The following is a 16574-nucleotide window of genomic DNA, read 5'->3' on the forward strand; positions in this document are numbered from 1 at the left end:
ATCGTCAATAGAGCAAGAAAGTACAGTGCTACACGCCGTTGCCGCCGTTGCCTTCGTACAGCGCCCGTAGCATCGGTTTGTCGCGCTGGTAGATGTCGTCGCGGAAATGCGCCAGCCCGTTCTCGTCTACCCAAGCGGTCCAGTACAGTAGATAAACCGGCATGGCCTGCTGCAAATTGACCACGCGCTGCTTGCCACTGGTGGACGCGGTTTTAATGGTGTCGCGGGTCCATTTCGGATCGAATTTCAGCAGATACTCGGCCAGTTCAACCGGGTTGGAAATTCGGATGCAGCCGGAACTGAAGGTGCGCTGATTGCGGCTGAACAGTTCACGCGACGGGGTGTCGTGCAAATAGACATTGTAGGGATTCGGGAACATGAACTTGATCCCACCCAGTGCATTGCGCGGACCGGCATCCTGACGCAACTGATAATTAAAGCTGTTGGCGCTGACCGCCTGCCAGTTGACCGTGCCCGGGTTGATCTCCTGACCAGCGCGGTTGAACACCCGGATGTTCTGCCGCGCCAAGGCATAGGGGCTGCGCTTGAGCTGCGGCAATTTGTCCTTCACCGCAATGGATTGCGGCACGTTCCATTTGGGACTGAGCACCAGATAGGCCATGTTGGCGGTAAAGGTCGGGGTCTGCCGTTCCTGTCGCCCCACCACCACATTGGATTCGATGACGGCTTTGCCATCCTCGAATACGTTCATTTTGAAACTGGGAATGTTGACCAGGATATAGCGCGCCCCGAAATCGTCCGGCAGCCAGCGCCAGCGCTCCAGATTCAACTCGACCTGACGAATGCGCTCGGACACCGGCACATTCAGCGCCGTCAGCGTTGCGGTGTTGACCACGCCACTCTCGACCAGGCCGTGCCGCTTCTGAAACCGGCGCACCGCCTCCGCTACCGGTTTGTCGAACAGCGCTGATGCATTTTTACCAGAGGCGCTGCCGCTCAGATCGCTGCTGGCCTGAAGCCGGATCCGCAAATCCTGCACCCGCTGACCTTGGGAACCCAGCGCCAGATTCGGGCCGGCGGCGACGGTCGGCCAGCCGCCTTTTGCCGCAACCTCCCGGTAGTGGTGCAACACTTCGCGCAACCGAACATAACCCTTACCCTGTGGCTTCAGCGCCCGCAATGATTCGCCTACCGTGTTGCTGCCCAAGGCTTCTTGCAGCACCACCGCCAGATCGCGGGTGCGCGGCTTGATCGCCCATTCAGGATCGATTTTACGGGGCGAGAACCGACCCGCCAGCAGATGCGAACCGTAGGTCAGATAGGTGTCGGTAAGTAACAGATCAAATTCGGCCAATGCACTGTCACCCGTTGCCGATCCGTCCTGTTGCAGAATTTTGAGTCGTTTGCGTAACTCGGCTGGATAGTAGTCGGCGCTGTGCAGACCTTCCTGATCAGCCTCGCCGATAGCCTTCAGCAGGGCGTCTACTGCGGGTGATGGACGGCCGTCAGCATTCAACCAGCCCGCCTGGTAATCACGCTGAACGTAGAATTGGATCGTCGGTTCCAGCGTCCGCAAGACACGGCCTTGAACCGTCAGCCGGGTCAGTGGTGGCTCAGTGCGTACCCGCTGGCAAATCTGGACAGCGATCCGGTTGTCGATCCCGCCAGCGCTTTGGGGACAGGGCGGCAAAAGCGGCGCTGCTATGACCGTTTCCACCGGTGGCGGCGCTTCCCCAGTCGCTGCCGGTTCGGTTTCTTCAACCGCTGCCGCCGGCGCTTCCGGTTCCTGGCTGGTCGCTGCTGGAAGCGGGTGATCATGCAGACTGGCGATGATCGGGGCTGCCGGTTTAGCCGGACTGTGGGTGGCGGTACTCTGGCTCGGTAATGTGGGGCCGCCGGCGACTTGCGCCACCACCGGCACCGCATTGAGAGTACAAGCGCCCAGCAGGGCGCAAAGCCACACCGGCATCAGAATTGATTTGGACATGGTGACAACGGACCTAGCGTTCATGGGAAACCGACAATGTCGTATCATCGTACCAACAAAGTATCAAAATAGCCACTGCTTACTATGCAAAATAACAAATAATCGGATCGCTGTTCCTTATTGTCATTGGATCACAAAATCTGCGGATGATTCCCACGTTCTACCAATGCGAGATTTCGTGTAATTCCAACAGGATTTCGTTCAGCGGCGCACCAATGCTGTCCATAATGCAGACCAGATTGCCGACCCCGCATATTGACTGCGTGGCGCCCCGGACGATCCAACCCCGTGGCGGAGTCCAGCCCCGCATCCCGGTGAACATCGCCAATTGATCGGCATTGCCCTGGGTCATCCGCCGGTAGTCATGCGCGAAGCGCGCCAGCCTCGCCATATTATCGTGACTCATCAGGCCGTAGCCTTCCAACAAATAGCCATCGTCGCGGAAATGGCAGACCACATTGACCCCATCCAGAGCCAGTAACCGTTTGATCATGCTCATGGCGTGGCTCCTAATGCTCCAGGATGGCGAATGCGGCCTCATAATCGGCGCTTTCATTGGACATCACCACGCCCAAGAACGGCGGCAAGCTGAATTTACCCTCCTGCTTATGGCGCTCCCGGCCCAAACCACTCACGACCACCGACCAGTCGAAGCCAATCAGGGTGAACTCCTGGATCGGGTAGAACCCCTTCATCGCGGTGACCTGCTCCCATCCCCGCGCCTGCATGGTGGCAATGCTCATATTGGCCGAACACATATGAGCGACCAGATCGAGAGTGGCCGGGTTGATCCGATCGGGATAGGCAATGCGGTGGTCCAGCAATTCACCGCTGCCACGAAATTCAAACGCCGCCATCGCGCCGGGTAGCTGCATCAGTTCATCAAGTGTCGCCATGGGTTGCTTCTCCTGGAATTCTCTGGACGGGGGTTGCGACGGGTTAAATCAGGTCAGCTTTGATACCGGCTAACGCTTGCAGCATGAACCTGACGATGTCGTTAATCGAAGCCTTGGTGTTATCGAGCAGGCAAAACACATTGGCAATCACGCACACGGTATAGTCAGGACCATGCACCATCCACCCACGCGGCGGATTCAAACCGTTATGCGGGTGGAAGGCTTCGAGCATCTGGCCCTCCATATTGGCGCCCATGGTCGTGGCGCGGCACATAATGGAAGCCATGCGGGCGTGTTCTTCGCTCAAAGCACCCCGATAGGAAAATCGGTCGCCCCGGTACGCATATTCGCCAACAGCGACGACGCCGGGTTGGGCCAGCAGATAGGTGATGGTACTCATGCCGGTGTAATCCTCGAAGGGTGGCTGGCGTATGATGCACGGGCTTGCTCACCCGAGCGCGGGAACGGTTCAAATCAAGTGCCTCTGCCTTAAACCATAGTCAAAGCGGCGCACAAATGCATGTGGCATTGCAACGTCCCGAAAAATTGTCAGAAATCATTTTGCTGTATGACTTCACTATGTCCGCAACCCTCCTTCCAGCCACTGCCAATCCGGTCGTTCTGCCCATTGATCCAGCGCTGCCGGCTATCCGTACCGCGCTGCGTGATGCCACCGCCCTGGTGTTGCAAGCGCCACCGGGCGCTGGGAAAACGACCCGGTTGCCGCTGGCGCTGCTGGATGAACCTTGGCTGGCTGGGCAAACCCTGCTGCTACTGGAACCCCGGCGACTGGCGGCACGGGCAGCAGCAGCGCACATGGCGGCGCAACGCAACGAGCCGGTCGGCCAAACCGTCGGCTATCGCATCCGCTTTGAGAACCGGGTGTCGCCCCAAACCCGGATTGAGGTACTGACCGAGGGCATTCTGACCCGCCGTTTGCAACACGATCCGGCGTTGGAAGGCGTAGGACTGGTGATCTTCGATGAGTTCCACGAGCGCAGCCTGCATGCCGATCTGGCGCTGGCGCTGTGCCTGGACAGCCAGCGTGGTTTGCGCGAAGACCTGCGGTTGCTGGTGATGTCGGCCACTTTGGAGGGCGCAGCGGTGGCGCAACTGCTCGGCAATGCGCCCCTTATCACCAGTGCAGGCCGCGCCTATCCGGTGAGCCGACACTATCTGTCACGCGATCACGACCGCTTGGATCTGATCCATAGCGTCGTCCGCGCCGTATTGAATGCGCTCACCGGCCACGCCGGCGATCTGCTGGTGTTTCTGCCGGGTGGCGCGGAAATTCGTCAGGCGGTACGCCGCCTGGAAGCGGAACCCGCTTGCGCTCACTTGGCCCTGACCCCGTTGTATGGCGATCTGCCGGGCGCTGAACAGCAACGCGCCCTCCAGCCCGATGCCGCTGGCCGGCGCAAAGTGGTGCTGGCGACGCCTATCGCAGAAACCAGCCTGACCATTGAGGGCGTGACCGTGGTGGTGGATGCCGGCTGGACCCGAACCCCGTATTTTGACCCGCGCAGCGGTCTGACCCGGCTGGAAACGGTCCGCATCTCTGCTGCCACCGCTGAACAGCGGGCCGGTCGCGCCGGTCGGTTGGGGCCGGGCTATTGCTACCGTTTGTGGAGCGAGGCCACCCAGAGCCGGCTACGGCCGCAGCGCATCCCGGAAATTCTCGAAGCGGATCTGGCGCCACTGGCGCTGGAACTGGCGCAATGGGGCATCAGCGATGCCGCCGCGCTGGCCTGGCTCGACCCGCCACCGTCCGGCGCACTGGCACAGGCGCGGGAACTGCTGACCGAGTTGGAGGCGCTGGACGATCAGGGTCGAATCACACCGACCGGACAGGATTTGGCAGAATTACCGGCCCATCCCCGGTTGGCGCATCTGCTGCGGCATGGAGTGGCGCTTGGGCACGGTGCGCTGGCTGCGGATGTTACGGCCCTGCTGGAGGAACGCGACCTGTTGCACGGCGATCATGCGTTCGGCTGTGATCTCACCGCTCGGTTGGACGCCTTGCACGCCTTCCAGCGGGATGGGCGAGAGGGTGCCCGACGCTGGCAGGCCGATCCTGCTGCCTGTGCCCGGGTCGAACAGTCGGCGCGCCGCTGGCGGCAACGATTGCGGGTTGCTGCCGTGTCCGCAACCGCGCCGGATGCGGAAACCGTGGGTTTATTGCTGGCGCTGGCCTATCCCGACCGGGTGGCGCGGCGGCGCGACGGCGGCGCGGATCGATATCAACTCGCCAACGGGCGTGGGGCGCGGCTGGCGGCGGCTGATCCGCTGCTGGGTCGCGATTGGCTGGTGGCGGCGCAACTGGATGCGGGCGGTAACGAGGGTCGGATTTGGCTGGCTGCACCGGTGCAACCGACTGATCTGGAAACGCATCTCGCCACCCGCATTTGCACGATGCAAGAAGTGGTCTGGAACGAGCAGCAAGCAGCGATAGTGGCTCGCCGCGAACGACGGCTGGGTATACTGGCTTTGCATAGTGCGCCGCTGACCGATGCTGATCCTGAATTGCTGCGGCGGGCGATGTTGGCAGGGGTGCGGCAACTGGGCCTGAACAGCCTGCCGTGGACCCGCGAGCTGCGCGACGAACAGGCGCGGGTGTTATCGTTGCGGCACTGGTTCCCGGAGGACGGTTGGCCGGATCTATCCGACGCCGGGCTGATGGAACGCATCACCGATTGGTTGCCGCCGTGGCTGGATGGCATCCGCCGGAAAGAACACTTGCAGCGGCTGGATCTGGCGGCGGCGCTGCATGGCCTGATCAATGGCCGACTGCGGGCGCGGCTGAGCGAGTGGGCGCCCACTCATCTGCCCGTGCCCAGTGGTTCGCGGTTACGATTGCAGTATGCGCCCGGCCAACCGCCGGCGCTGGCGGTCAAGTTGCAGGAATTGTTCGGGTTAGCCGACACCCCGCATATTGCCGATGGGCGGATTGCGGTCACCCTGCATCTATTATCACCGGCGCAACGACCGATTCAGGTGACGCAGGATCTGCGCGGTTTCTGGGAACGAACCTATGCCGAGGTCAGGAAGGAGTTAAAAGGCCGTTACCCAAAACATCCTTGGCCGGAGGATCCGTGGACGGCGGTTCCGACCCGGCGAACGCAACCGGCGGGGCGAACCGGTTCCAAATAATCCTCCGAGCTCAGGGAATCTGTTCGGTAACCTGACCTGGAACTGTAATCGTAATCACCCCGCCCCAAGCGCACATCAGCGTGGAAGTATTGTTAAGCGCCGGCATGTTGCCCAACAGCACCGTCGGCGATCCCACCACCCACGGCGCCGGGATGACCGGGACGCAGGGCATCGGGGTCAGCACCCCCAGCGCTGCCGCAGTGGCCGAAGCTACCGCCGGATTGCTCGGGGTGATGCACATGCCAAACGGTGGGATATTGGCTATGGGCTTATTGTCCATGATATTGGCGGCGGGCATGTTGCTGGTCATTACTTTGTTTTGCGGGAGTACGATCATTGTGCTCGGCGCCACTCCAAAGCTGCACATCAACGTTGCGGTATTACAGACATGCATAGGCATACGCAGACACCTCGTGAGAATAGCGAATAAACTCTAATGGGTTGGGTTCCAGCCTATCCGAAAACCGGTCCCAAAATGGGGACGCACTCAAGGATATGGCGGACGAACACTGCGGCGATACTCGGTCGCCAGCCGCTCGCCTTCCTGCTCCTGCGCCGGACTCAGGCTGCGGGCGATCTGGTCGCGGTTGAACCGCGCCTTGGCGTTGCCTTGCGCTGCCGCCACGGTATACCAGGCATAGGCGATCACTGGATCATGAGTCACGCCCTGCCCGTTCGCGTACAACAATCCAAGATTATTTTGAGCAGCGGCGTGGCCTTGTTCAGCGGCCCGCCGATACCAGTCGGCGGCCTGTCTATAATCTTGGCTCATACCAACACCAGTCTCATGCAGGGTGCCCAAATTAAATTGGGCCGCGCTTAGACCCTGCACCGCCGCCCGCCGGTACCACCGGGCGGCTTCTGCGTCACTCTGCGCCACACCCAGGCCATTGGCGTACAGCACGGCCAGATTGAACTGGGCTTGGGCATGATCCTGCTCGGCGGCCCGCCGATACCAGTCGGCGGCTTGGGCATAATCCGTACTTACCCCTAGACCCTGGTCATACAGTACCCCCAGATTAAACTGGGCCTCAGCTTGCCCCTTTTCGGCTAACGGCCGCCATTCCAGCGATGCGGTACGGTAGTCGCCTTTGACAAAGGCCGCCATACCCGCCCGTTCATCAGCTTGAACCGGTGTTATCACCAGTATCAGTCCTGCAATTATTAACACCTTGCGCCATGCCATCGTGGATATCCGCTCGCGATGATTTTGCAATGGAATCAGGACGTTCGCTAAACTCGTAAATCCGTCATACCCGCGAAAGCGGGTATCCAAACTTTTCAGCGGCTGACTGGATTCCCGCCTACGCAGGAATGACGGAAAGCGAAAGTTCTGGGAATAAATATAGCGTGTGCGAACCAAAAAATGCTAAAGACTGTGCGCTGAAGGCCCTATAGCCCAAAAATAATGCCGCCCCCAAGGGCGGCACTTTGGCTTGGGCGATCCAGTAACTGTGGCTTTACTTGAACAGCAGGCCCAGCAGGTTTTCCCGGGACAGGCGATTCGCCTGGGTTTGGTAATTAGTGCCCCACTCCGCCAACGCCCGGTTATCATCCAGCACCCGGTGACCCACAAAGCTCAACACCGCGAACTGACTGTCAACGAATTCATTCAGGCTGTGCGGGTCAGTAATTTTGAGCGCAACCCGAACCTGTGCGGCACCCAAATCGACATAGGCTTTCAGGCTGCTCATCTGGAGCGAGGCCCACTGCTCCACTTGCCCAACCACGAACTGATTAAACCGGGTCAACGGCGCAACCCAAGGTTGGAGCGGATTGACCCACGCAGCAGGTGTTTCGTTCATGACGTTCTCCCGATTGGTATGACGTACCATTTTCATTATAGCAAAAATTATTGCAATGCAACATATAAAGCATGGCCTGATCGCGACCTCCTGCGCTACCGCATTGCCGCCAAACCCGGCGCCGATTAGACTTGACGCCCGATTTCGCCCCATCCTCAAGGATTTCACCACGACAGCCAGGAACTCTATGCCGCACCCATTTCCCTCGAATTCCATCGGTCTGGTCAGCCCCCAGACTGCTCATTTTACCGAACCGCTGGCGCTGGACTGCGGCCGGGCGCTGGTGGCTTACGACCTTGTTTACGAAAGCTATGGCACGCTGAACGCCGATCACAGCAACGCGGTACTGATCTGCCATGCGCTGTCAGGCGATCATCACGTCGCCGGCTACTACGAGGATGATCCAACCAAACCCGGCTGGTGGGATAACTGCATCGGCCCCGGCAGGCCGATAGATACCGGTGCGTTCTTCGTGGTGTGCTGCAACAACCTCGGCGGTTGCAAAGGCTCCACCGGCCCGACCGCCATCAACCCGGAAACCCGCAAGCCGCACGGTCCCGACTTTCCCATTGTCACGGTCAAGGACTGGGTACGCAGTCAGGCGCGGCTGGCCGACCGGTTGGGCATCATCCAATGGGCGGCGATCATCGGCGGCAGTCTCGGCGGAATGCAGGCGATGCAATGGGCGATCACCTTTCCCGACCGGGTGCGCCATGCGCTGGTGATCGCCGCCGCGCCGCGCCTGTCGGCGATGAATATCGCTTTTAACGAAGTGGCGCGGCAGGCGATCTTGTCCGATCCTGATTTCCATCACGGTCATTATTACGAGTTTGGGGTGGTGCCTCGCCGTGGGCTGATGCTGGCTCGGATGCTCGGTCATATCACCTATCTGTCCGACGAAGGGATGCGCGCCAAGTTTGGCCGCGAGTTGCGCGAAGGCAAAATTGACTTCAACTTCAACTTCGATACCGAATTTCAGGTGGAGAGCTATTTGCGCCACCAGGGTCATGCCTTCGTGGATCGCTTCGATGCCAATACCTATCTGCTGATCACCAAGACCCTCGACTACTTCGATCCCGCTGCCGATTTCGATCAGGATTTGTCGGTCGCTTTTCACCGGGCGCTGGCGCGGTTTCTGGTAGTTTCCTTCACCAGCGACTGGCGATTTGCGCCAGCCCGCTCGCGTGAGATCGTGCAGGCGCTGGTGCGGGCCGGGCGCGAAGTGAGCTATGTCGAGATCCCTTCGGAGTTCGGCCACGACGCTTTTCTGATGCCGATCCCGCTCTACCACGATACGTTACGCGCCTATCTGACGCGGGTCGCCCAGGAGGTCAACGCCCATGCGGCCTGAGCTGGAACTGATCAGCGAGTGGATTCGCCCCGGTGCCCGGGTGCTGGATCTGGGTTGCGGCGATGGCGCGCTGCTGGCCTATCTGCACCAATACCGGCAGGCCAGTGGTTACGGCCTGGAGATCGACACCGCCAACCTGGTCAAATGCATCCAGACCGGGGTGAACGTCATTCACGCGGACCTGGAAGCGGGGCTGGCAGATTTTGGCGATGCCAGTTTCGACTATGTGATCATGACCCAAACCCTGCAAGCGGTGAAGCACACCGAGGCGCTGCTGGATGAAATGCTGCGGGTGGGCCGGCAGGGTATCGTGACCTTTCCCAATTTCGGCTTCTGGCGCTGCCGGATGCAGATTGCCCTGCAAGGCTTCATGCCGGTAGTCAAGACCTTACCCTACCAGTGGTACGACACCCCGAACGTCCACCTTTTCACCCTGCGCGATTTTGAGGAACTGTGCCGACGCAAGCGGATCGATATCTTGCAACGCATGGTGCTGGATCATGCCCACCGTCCCCATCGGGGGCCATCATGGTGGCCCAACTTGCTGGGCGAAATTGCCTTGTACCGACTGGGTCGCGCCTGAATCGCGCCGTCACAACCGGACTCTGGAGATTTAACCTTGATTAGCCTGTCTGTTTTCTACCGCTCCCGGCGCAATAGCCGCACCACCCGGCCATACGGCTTTACCTTGATTGAAGTGATGGTGGTGGTGGTGATCCTCAGCATTCTGGCGGCGGTGGTGGTGCCACGGATCATGGATAACCCCGACAAGGCCCGCGTCGTCAAGGCCAAGCAGGACATCCGGGTGATCAAGAACCAGATGGACTTGTACCGGCTGCACAACTTCCGCTATCCGACCACTGAGCAGGGGATGGAAGCGCTGGTACAGAAACCCGCCGATGCGCAACATTGGCAGCAAGGCGGCTATCTGGACAAGCTGCCCAAAGATCCGTGGGGCAAGCCGTATCAGTACCTCAGCCCCGGCCAGCACGGCGAACTCGATATTTACTCGTTGGGCGCCGATGGTCAGCCGGGCGGTGAGGGCGTGGATGCCGATATTGGCAATTGGAATCTGGACGAGTAACCCATGTCCGCCGCTGGTCGGCTTACGAACGGCTTTACCCTGCTGGAGGTCATGGTGGTGTTAGTGCTGATTGGCATCATCACCAGCTTCGCTCTGTTGGCAGTGAGCGGCGGGTCGCAGGAGCGACTGGCGGAAGAGGCGCAACGACTGGCGGTGCTGGTGGAATTGCACCAGCAGGAAGCGATTATGAGCGGCGAGCCGCGTGGCATCCGGTTTAGCCGCACCGGCTACGCCGTCTTGAGCTTGGGCGAGAATGGCCAATGGCACGCTCCCACCGCTGCCGCCACCTTGATCCGGCACCAACTGCCTGAGGACATTAACTTGGGGTTGTGGGTCGAGGGGCGGCCTGCCGAACTGAACGCCGCCGGTGACCCGCAGGTGGTGTTGCTCAACAGCGGGGAAACCACCGAGTTCGTCACCGTGTTCAGCCTTGCCGACGAGCGCGGGCCGGATGCGCCGCTCTATCGGGTCGCCGGTGATCTGCTGGGCCGGCTGACGGTGGGCGCAGGCGCTCGATGAGATCGCAAACCGGCTTCACCCTGCTGGAAGTGCTGGTGGCGCTGGCGGTGCTGGCGATAGCCATGGGCGCGATCATCGGCGCTGCTACCCAGAGCATCAATACCGTCGCTACGCTGCGCGACCAGACCTTTGCCAGTTGGGTGGCTCTCAACCAGATCAATGGGCTACTGCTGGAATCCAAGCCCTGGCCCGCTGAAGGTTCCCGCACCGGCAACGCTGAGCTGGCCAACCGCACCTGGCGTTGGGAAGCGCGCTTCAGTAAAACCGATGATCCCGATCTGCGTCGCCTCGATCTCACGGTGCGTGCCAGCGAAAATGGAGCGGAGTTGAGCAAGTTGGTGGCCTTCAAGGGCAAGCCGCCGGAGAAAGCGCCCACTGATCCGACGACGCCAGCGGGTCAGTCGCCTGCATCCAAAGATAAGTCGCCCTTCCCCAAGAGCCGGCAGCCCTCACCATGAAGACCGCAATGCGTGGTTTTACCCTGCTGGAACTGCTGGTGGCGCTGGCCGTGTTTTCGATTATGTCCATTGCCGCCTACAGCGGTTTGCGCAATGTGCTGTTTACCCGTGCCGCAGTGGAAACACAAAGCCAGCGGCTGGCGGCGGTGCAACTGGCGATTTATCGGCTGGAACAGGATATTGAACAAGCCGTGCCGCGCAGCATCCGCGACGAGTACGGCGATCCTCAGGCTGCTCTGCTCGGCGACGAACTTAGCGATGACCGTCTCACTCTGAGCCGCGCTGGCTGGGACAATCCGCTCGGCCAGCCCCGCGCCAATACCCAGCGAGTCGCCTACCGGCTGCGGGAGGGCCGGCTGTGGCGACTGTACTGGCCGGTACTGGACCGGGGCGGACGGATCGAACCACGCGAGACTCTGCTGCTGGAGCAGGTACGCGCATTTAAGGTCCGCTTCCTGGATCGGGACGACTGGCGCAACGACTGGCCGCCCCCCGCCAACGCCGAGACCGATCAGAAAGTTCCTGATCCCATGCCGCGTGCGCTGGAAATCAGCCTGACCCTGGAGGATTGGGGTGAAATCACCCGCTTGTTGCTGTTGCCCGGCTGATCCGGTTTCACGTTCCGATATGTTGCCTGATCGCTCTCGCCAAGGCGGCGTCGCTCTGATCACCGTGCTGCTGATCGTATTCATCGCCAGTATCGCTGCCACCAGCCTGGCCGCGCTGCAACAGCGGGCTATCCGACGTAGCACCGTGCTTATGCACCAGCAGCAGGCCCGGTTGTATACGCTCGGTGCTGAACAAGAAGCGGTGATCGTTCTAATCCGTGATCGTCAGAACAGCGAAACCGACCATCCCGGCGAGGAGTGGGCCAACCTGCCGCTGGCCCTGCCGGTCGAAGGCGGTACGATCACGGCCCGCGTCAGCGACTTGCAGGGCTGTTTCAATCTTAACAACCTATGGCGACCCGCGCCGGGCGGACTAGCGCCGGCCGCCGATCCCAAGCAGGAGCGTTCGCCAAGCGAAGACGAGAAGAGACCGGAGTCAGCGGAAGAAGGTGCAGAGGCCGCACCCAAACCAGCGCTGACCCCGCCCAAACCGGCGCAGCCGGATAAATCCACCGCCAAGGCTGGACTCGATCAGGGGCAAATCAAGGGGCTGCAACGTCTGCTGGAAAATCTCGAACTGAAGCCGGAACTGGCGCAGGCCATCGCTGACTGGATCGATCCCGACTCCGATCCGCTATTTCCCGGCGGCGCTGAAGACGGTGACTACACGGTACTGAATCCTCCGTATCTGGCCGCAAATCGCCCGTTTATTAGTGCGTCCGAATTGCGATTGGTCAAAGGCATGGACCGGGAGGCTTACGACAAGCTGGCGCTCTACATCTGTACTCTGCCGCCCGGCACTCCGCTGAACGTCAATACCGCACTGGCACCAGTGTTGGCGGCGCTGGGCGATGGACTCACGCCGGCGGACGTGGAACGTCTGCTGCAAAGCCGGCCGACAGCGGGCTACAAAAACGTGGATGAGTTCCTGAACGCGGCCAAGCTCACGGTGGAAGCACCAGTCAAAGCGGGGCTGAGTACCGCCAGTCAGTATTTTCTGCTGCGAGCCGAGGCGCGGGTAGGCGACGGGCGGGCAGTCCTATACAGCACGTTGTATCGCGATGAGAACGGCGTTCGCATCCTGCGGCGCAGTTTCGGCAATCAGGATTGAGAACCGTTGGGAGAACGCACCATGTCAACAGCGCTTGGTCAGTCATTGCACCAGCCGGAAGAACAGATTCTCTGTCGTTTGGACGATCTGCCTGAAGGTCAGAGCAAAGGGTTTGCCCTCGATCCCGCAGCCCGTTACGCCGACATCCTGGTAGTACGCACCCCGGCAGGGATTTACGCCTACCGCAACCGTTGCCCGCATACCTTTGCGCCGATGGAATGGGAACCCGACGAGTTTCTGGACCTTACCGGCACGGTGATTCAGTGCGGCATTCACGGCGCGCTGTTCCGCATCGAGGACGGTTACTGTGTGTCCGGTCCCTGCGTTCGCCAATCCTTGCAGCGCATCGCCGTGACCGTCCGGGAGGGTTGGCTGGTCGCACTCGAATCTCTAGGGCGCAGCCATGACTGAGTACGCCGTGATCCGGGTCGAAAGCCTGTGCAAACATTACGGTTCAGTGCGAGCGGTGGACGGTATCAGTTTCTCGGTGACACCGGGTGCGACCTGCGCATTGTTAGGAGGCAACGGGGCCGGCAAGACTACCACCATTGCAATGTTGCTGGGATTATTGCTGCCGACCAGCGGTCAGATTCGCATTCTCGGCGAGGAGGTGCCGCGTCACCGCCAGCGGGTGTTACCGCGGATGAATTTCTCCTCGCCCTACATGGATTTGCCGCAACGGTTGACGGTGGCGGAAAACCTGACGGTCTACGCCCGGCTGTATGGGGTGCGCCGCATCCGTGAACGGCTGGACATCCTGGGGCGGGATTTGGATATTGCCGACTTCTTCAAACGCCCCTACGGCAGCCTGTCCGCCGGTCAGAAAACCCGCGTGGCGCTGGCTAAGGCACTATTGAACGAGCCGGAAATCCTGTTGCTGGACGAACCCACCGCCTCGCTCGATCCCGACACTGCCGACCGGATGCGTCGCACCCTGACCGATTATCAAACCCGGAGTGGGGCTACGCTGCTACTTGCCTCCCACAACATGAGCGAAGTGGAACGACTTTGCGATCAGGTCATCATGCTGCGGGCGGGGCATATTGTCGCGACCGGCGCTCCGCGTGAATTGATTCATCGTTATGGACGTAAAGACATGGAAGAAGTGTTTCTCGACATTGCCCGAGGTATTCAGAGCGGCGAGGTGATAGCGTGAGCGCCATTTCCCTGCGCCGGATTAGTGCGCTGGCGCTGCGCTATCTCTACCTGCTGCGCGGTTCCTGGATTCGGGTACTCGAACTGGCCTACTGGCCGACGGTGCAAATGATCCTGTGGGGCTTTATCACTCAATATCTGGCCGGCCATAGCGATGTGCTGAATCAGGCGGCGGGATTGTTGCTGTCGGGCGTCCTGCTGTGGGACGTGCTGTTTCGCAGCCAGTTGGGTCTGTCGGTGGTGTTCTTTGAGGAGCTGCATTCCCGCAATCTGGGGCAGTTATTCATCAGCCCACTGCAACCGCTCGAATTGATTTTAGCTCTGATATTTATCAGTCTGGTGCGCACTCTGATCGGGGTGGGGATCGCGGTGGCGCTGGCAATTCCATTTTATGGTTTCAATCTGTTTACGCTGGGGCCGTCACTGATCGGGTTTTTTTTCAACCTGCTGCTGATGGGCTGGGCGATTGGCTTGATGGTGGCGGCGCTGGTATTGCGCTATGGGATGGGTGCGGAAAGCATCGCCTGGGCGGCGATCTTCGCCCTGGCGCCGCTGTGCGGGATTTATTATCCGGTGGCTACGCTGCCCGGCTGGCTGCAACCGCTGTCCTGGGTATTACCCGCCAGCCATGTGTTTGAGGGGATGCGGGCGGTGCTGTTGGAGCATACCTTTCGGCTGGATCAACTGCTCTACGCCTTGCTGCTGAACGCCGGCTACCTCAGCCTCGGCATTGGCCTGTTTCTGGCCGCTGTTCATCAGGCACGGGAACGTGGATCGTTGTTGCAATCGGGAGAATAACGGGTGAGCCGTTCGCTCATAGTTAATGCGATTCACACTGTCAGCATCGTGTTATGCAGCGCCACTTCCATTCAATGCCACGCCGGGCCGGCGGTTGAATGGCGAAGGGGCTGGCGGTCGTCCATGTAAGCAGACAGCATCACCAGCGGCGCATCGTCGGCCATCAGTAAATAATCGTAGCTAGTTTTTATATACCGCTTTTAACTTCTCCTCTTGCCTTGTAGCCTTTTAAGTACTCGCCGAATACATTTTCCATTTTATTAATCTCTTCAATTAAAAATTCAGTTATTCTGGGCCAGTCTCCTCGGTTATAAACGTCTATTCCGGTCGTTTCAGAGTCGATGTTGCTACCTTTTTTATCATTCATTCTTCTCCATTCCAACGGCTTGCCCATTTTTGTTTCAATTTCAGCTTTAGATTTTTCCAGATCATCAAATATTTTTTTATTTTCATCCTTAATGCTTCGGTACAGTGACAACGAACATGTCACGGACTTTCTATGTACCGCGACTACGTAGGTTATGCCACCCACACCGCCACCACTTGCAAGCCATCCCGCACTGCTTGGGCTGATGCTTTGAAATAGCACAGATCTCCCTTTTATTTTATCTAAAAAGTACTTCCAGAACTCTGTATTATTGGTTGTCCTACCTGTTTGGGGCTGTATTTTTCCCGGTGGTGCGTTTGCAGTTATTGCCGAGAAAGAAAGGATGTTTTTCAAGTTACTCAACTCTTCATCCGATAAGTTTTCCAAGTCATTATTCAATTGGAGACTGTTGTAAAAAAGCTCCATGAAGTCAGCGATTTTGCTGTAGTATAATTCCTCTTTAATCGGAATATTTTTTCTGATCTCTTCAAATGCACCATCCGTTTTTAATTTTTCTAAATCCTTGATGCCTTCAAAAAAATAAGTATCCAGATCATTTTTATTTTTTATCATGAACTCGTATATTTCTTGGAAAGCCATCTGGAGGCATAAAGCGGCAAATAATATTCGCTGTTTATCTTTAACTTTGATACCGTCCGTTCCATCAAACATTCTTTTTTTAGTAGCAACGGTATTAAGAAGAATAAACGAATTAAAGAGTCGCTTCATGCCTCTTGGGTTGCATCCAATGGAATAGTCCACAATTTCCCGGTATGTGTTGATCTCTTCTCCAGAGCAGGCAATGTTCATATTCGATAAAAGATTCTGGATATAGGCGGATATGTTGTATTGAGCTATCGGGATAGCGAAAGGAAGCTGGATGATTTTGTCAAAGAAACTCTTTCCTTTAGAATGTCCAACGCTAACACCAAATTTCTTTTCCAGACCCTGGGTTACAACTCCATAGTCTACCGCCAGAACGAAAACGCAGTTGGGAACATCCATAAATATTTTCAGAACCTCCAAAAGCTCGACTGCCTTTTCGGGCGCCAATCTATCTAAATCATCAACGAATACTACAACTCGATTTTTACCCAAAGATTTAAGTTTTACATTAACCGCATCGCGTATTTTATCTCTGAGTTCCTCCAACGCTTTGGCGGAATCCTGCTTACCGATTTCCGCGAACTTTTCTTTAAGACTTTCGGCAGTGGTTCCTCCCATCGTTACATCGACAACCGCCACGGTAGCAGTTTTAGTAAATGCTATAGCAATCATTTACAGGTTGTGGAATTTTTCAACACACCCTTCTGAAAAATTTATA

19 protein-coding genes are annotated in these 16574 nt (G+C 58.4%); 11 read left to right on the forward strand and 8 right to left on the reverse strand.

The genetic code is table 11. The features are described from left to right. Window positions 1-28: 28 nt before the first annotated feature. The 4 genes from BN874_RS19330 to BN874_RS19345 form a co-directional block, all read right to left on the reverse strand. Entirely contained in the window at window positions 29-1948 is a 1920-nt protein-coding gene (locus BN874_RS19330) for a L,D-transpeptidase family protein (RefSeq protein ID WP_051498092.1), read from the reverse strand. 160 nt (window positions 1949-2108) lie between these two features. Continuing rightward, on the reverse strand, window positions 2109-2447 hold the full coding sequence (locus BN874_RS19335) for a DUF2173 family protein (protein ID WP_230314498.1): 339 nt from the start codon (window positions 2445-2447) through the stop codon (window positions 2109-2111). A 10-nt stretch (window positions 2448-2457) separates the two neighbouring features. Further along, window positions 2458-2844: a DUF2173 family protein gene (locus tag BN874_RS19340; protein WP_034436010.1), complete on the reverse strand. Its 387-nt coding sequence runs from the start codon at window positions 2842-2844 to the stop codon at window positions 2458-2460. A 43-nt stretch (window positions 2845-2887) separates the two neighbouring features. Then, window positions 2888-3244, reverse strand: coding sequence for a DUF2173 family protein (locus BN874_RS19345; protein WP_034436013.1), 357 nt, complete (start codon window positions 3242-3244; stop codon window positions 2888-2890). A gap of 179 nt (window positions 3245-3423) precedes the next feature. Here BN874_RS19345 and hrpB point away from each other — a divergent pair, with 179 nt between their 5' ends. Further along, window positions 3424-5994, forward strand: coding sequence for an ATP-dependent helicase HrpB (hrpB, locus tag BN874_RS19350; protein ID WP_051498099.1), 2571 nt, complete (start codon window positions 3424-3426; stop codon window positions 5992-5994). Window positions 5995-6004: 10 nt separating this feature from the next. Here the strand turns inward: hrpB and BN874_RS19355 are convergent, their stop codons facing one another. From BN874_RS19355 to BN874_RS25220, 3 genes are all read right to left on the reverse strand, one after another. Further along, window positions 6005-6394, reverse strand: a complete 390-nt coding sequence (locus BN874_RS19355) for a DUF4280 domain-containing protein (RefSeq protein WP_034436016.1) — start codon at window positions 6392-6394, stop codon at window positions 6005-6007. 87 nt (window positions 6395-6481) lie between these two features. Beyond that, complete coding sequence (locus BN874_RS19360) at window positions 6482-7138, reverse strand: tetratricopeptide repeat protein (RefSeq protein WP_195912231.1); 657 nt, start codon at window positions 7136-7138, stop codon at window positions 6482-6484. A 316-nt stretch (window positions 7139-7454) separates the two neighbouring features. Further along, window positions 7455-7799: a phasin family protein gene (locus tag BN874_RS25220; RefSeq protein WP_034436019.1), complete on the reverse strand. Its 345-nt coding sequence runs from the start codon at window positions 7797-7799 to the stop codon at window positions 7455-7457. 187 nt (window positions 7800-7986) lie between these two features. Here BN874_RS25220 and metX point away from each other — a divergent pair, with 187 nt between their 5' ends. Genes metX through BN874_RS19415 form a run of 10 tightly spaced genes read left to right on the forward strand, consistent with a single transcriptional unit; the run spans window position 7987 to window position 14883 of the window. After that, window positions 7987-9150, forward strand: coding sequence for a homoserine O-succinyltransferase MetX (metX, locus tag BN874_RS19370; RefSeq protein WP_034436021.1), 1164 nt, complete (start codon window positions 7987-7989; stop codon window positions 9148-9150). After that, window positions 9140-9733: a methionine biosynthesis protein MetW gene (gene metW / locus BN874_RS19375; protein WP_034436024.1), complete on the forward strand. Its 594-nt coding sequence runs from the start codon at window positions 9140-9142 to the stop codon at window positions 9731-9733. The genes metX and metW overlap by 11 nt, the downstream gene beginning before the upstream one ends. 39 nt (window positions 9734-9772) lie before the next feature. Continuing rightward, window positions 9773-10234 carry a type II secretion system major pseudopilin GspG gene (gene gspG, locus BN874_RS19380; protein WP_034436091.1) on the forward strand — a complete coding sequence of 154 codons (462 nt, stop codon included), beginning with the start codon at window positions 9773-9775 and terminating at the stop codon, window positions 10232-10234. 3 nt (window positions 10235-10237) lie between these two features. Continuing rightward, window positions 10238-10753, forward strand: coding sequence for a type II secretion system minor pseudopilin GspH (gene gspH / locus BN874_RS19385; protein WP_051498093.1), 516 nt, complete (start codon window positions 10238-10240; stop codon window positions 10751-10753). Further along, window positions 10750-11211, forward strand: a complete 462-nt coding sequence (gspI, locus tag BN874_RS19390) for a type II secretion system minor pseudopilin GspI (protein WP_051498094.1) — start codon at window positions 10750-10752, stop codon at window positions 11209-11211. Before gspH ends, gspI begins: the two co-directional genes overlap by 4 nt. Continuing rightward, window positions 11208-11819, forward strand: a complete 612-nt coding sequence (gspJ, locus tag BN874_RS19395; protein ID WP_081756534.1) for a type II secretion system minor pseudopilin GspJ — start codon at window positions 11208-11210, stop codon at window positions 11817-11819. The genes gspI and gspJ overlap by 4 nt, the downstream gene beginning before the upstream one ends. Beyond that, entirely contained in the window at window positions 11785-12930 is a 1146-nt protein-coding gene (gspK, locus tag BN874_RS19400) for a type II secretion system minor pseudopilin GspK (RefSeq protein ID WP_154725032.1), read from the forward strand. Before gspJ ends, gspK begins: the two co-directional genes overlap by 35 nt. A 21-nt stretch (window positions 12931-12951) precedes the next feature. Further along, complete coding sequence (locus BN874_RS19405) at window positions 12952-13341, forward strand: Rieske (2Fe-2S) protein (RefSeq protein WP_051498096.1); 390 nt, start codon at window positions 12952-12954, stop codon at window positions 13339-13341. Continuing rightward, on the forward strand, window positions 13334-14086 hold the full coding sequence (locus tag BN874_RS19410; protein WP_034436029.1) for an ABC transporter ATP-binding protein: 753 nt from the start codon (window positions 13334-13336) through the stop codon (window positions 14084-14086). Before BN874_RS19405 ends, BN874_RS19410 begins: the two co-directional genes overlap by 8 nt. Beyond that, entirely contained in the window at window positions 14083-14883 is an 801-nt protein-coding gene (locus BN874_RS19415; protein ID WP_034436031.1) for an ABC transporter permease, read from the forward strand. Before BN874_RS19410 ends, BN874_RS19415 begins: the two co-directional genes overlap by 4 nt. A 187-nt stretch (window positions 14884-15070) precedes the next feature. Here the strand turns inward: BN874_RS19415 and BN874_RS19420 are convergent, their stop codons facing one another. Continuing rightward, window positions 15071-16528 carry a DUF4268 domain-containing protein gene (locus tag BN874_RS19420; RefSeq protein WP_034436033.1) on the reverse strand — a complete coding sequence of 486 codons (1458 nt, stop codon included), beginning with the start codon at window positions 16526-16528 and terminating at the stop codon, window positions 15071-15073. Window positions 16529-16574 lie beyond the last annotated feature (46 nt).

The organism is Candidatus Contendobacter odensis Run_B_J11 (assembly GCF_000531125.1).
Lineage (GTDB): Bacteria > Pseudomonadota > Gammaproteobacteria > Competibacterales > Competibacteraceae > Contendibacter > Contendibacter odensensis.

Bases quoted from the DNA above. Each gene is read 5' to 3' on its own strand.
- BN874_RS19330 (WP_051498092.1), bottom strand. From the start codon at position 1,948: ATGTCCAAATCAATTCTGATGCCGGTGTGGCTTTGCGCCCTGCTGGGC.
- BN874_RS19335 (WP_230314498.1), bottom strand. From the start codon at position 2,447: ATGAGCATGATCAAACGGTTACTGGCTCTGGATGGGGTCAATGTGGTC.
- BN874_RS19340 (WP_034436010.1), bottom strand. From the start codon at position 2,844: ATGGCGACACTTGATGAACTGATGCAGCTACCCGGCGCGATGGCGGCG.
- BN874_RS19345 (WP_034436013.1), bottom strand. From the start codon at position 3,244: ATGAGTACCATCACCTATCTGCTGGCCCAACCCGGCGTCGTCGCTGTT.
- hrpB (WP_051498099.1), top strand. From the start codon at position 3,424: ATGTCCGCAACCCTCCTTCCAGCCACTGCCAATCCGGTCGTTCTGCCC.
- BN874_RS19355 (WP_034436016.1), bottom strand. From the start codon at position 6,394: ATGCCTATGCATGTCTGTAATACCGCAACGTTGATGTGCAGCTTTGGA.
- BN874_RS25220 (WP_034436019.1), bottom strand. From the start codon at position 7,799: ATGAACGAAACACCTGCTGCGTGGGTCAATCCGCTCCAACCTTGGGTT.
- metX (WP_034436021.1), top strand. From the start codon at position 7,987: ATGCCGCACCCATTTCCCTCGAATTCCATCGGTCTGGTCAGCCCCCAG.
- metW (WP_034436024.1), top strand. From the start codon at position 9,140: ATGCGGCCTGAGCTGGAACTGATCAGCGAGTGGATTCGCCCCGGTGCC.
- gspH (WP_051498093.1), top strand. From the start codon at position 10,238: ATGTCCGCCGCTGGTCGGCTTACGAACGGCTTTACCCTGCTGGAGGTC.
- gspI (WP_051498094.1), top strand. From the start codon at position 10,750: ATGAGATCGCAAACCGGCTTCACCCTGCTGGAAGTGCTGGTGGCGCTG.
- gspJ (WP_081756534.1), top strand. From the start codon at position 11,208: ATGAAGACCGCAATGCGTGGTTTTACCCTGCTGGAACTGCTGGTGGCG.
- BN874_RS19405 (WP_051498096.1), top strand. From the start codon at position 12,952: ATGTCAACAGCGCTTGGTCAGTCATTGCACCAGCCGGAAGAACAGATT.
- BN874_RS19410 (WP_034436029.1), top strand. From the start codon at position 13,334: ATGACTGAGTACGCCGTGATCCGGGTCGAAAGCCTGTGCAAACATTAC.
- BN874_RS19420 (WP_034436033.1), bottom strand. From the start codon at position 16,528: ATGATTGCTATAGCATTTACTAAAACTGCTACCGTGGCGGTTGTCGAT.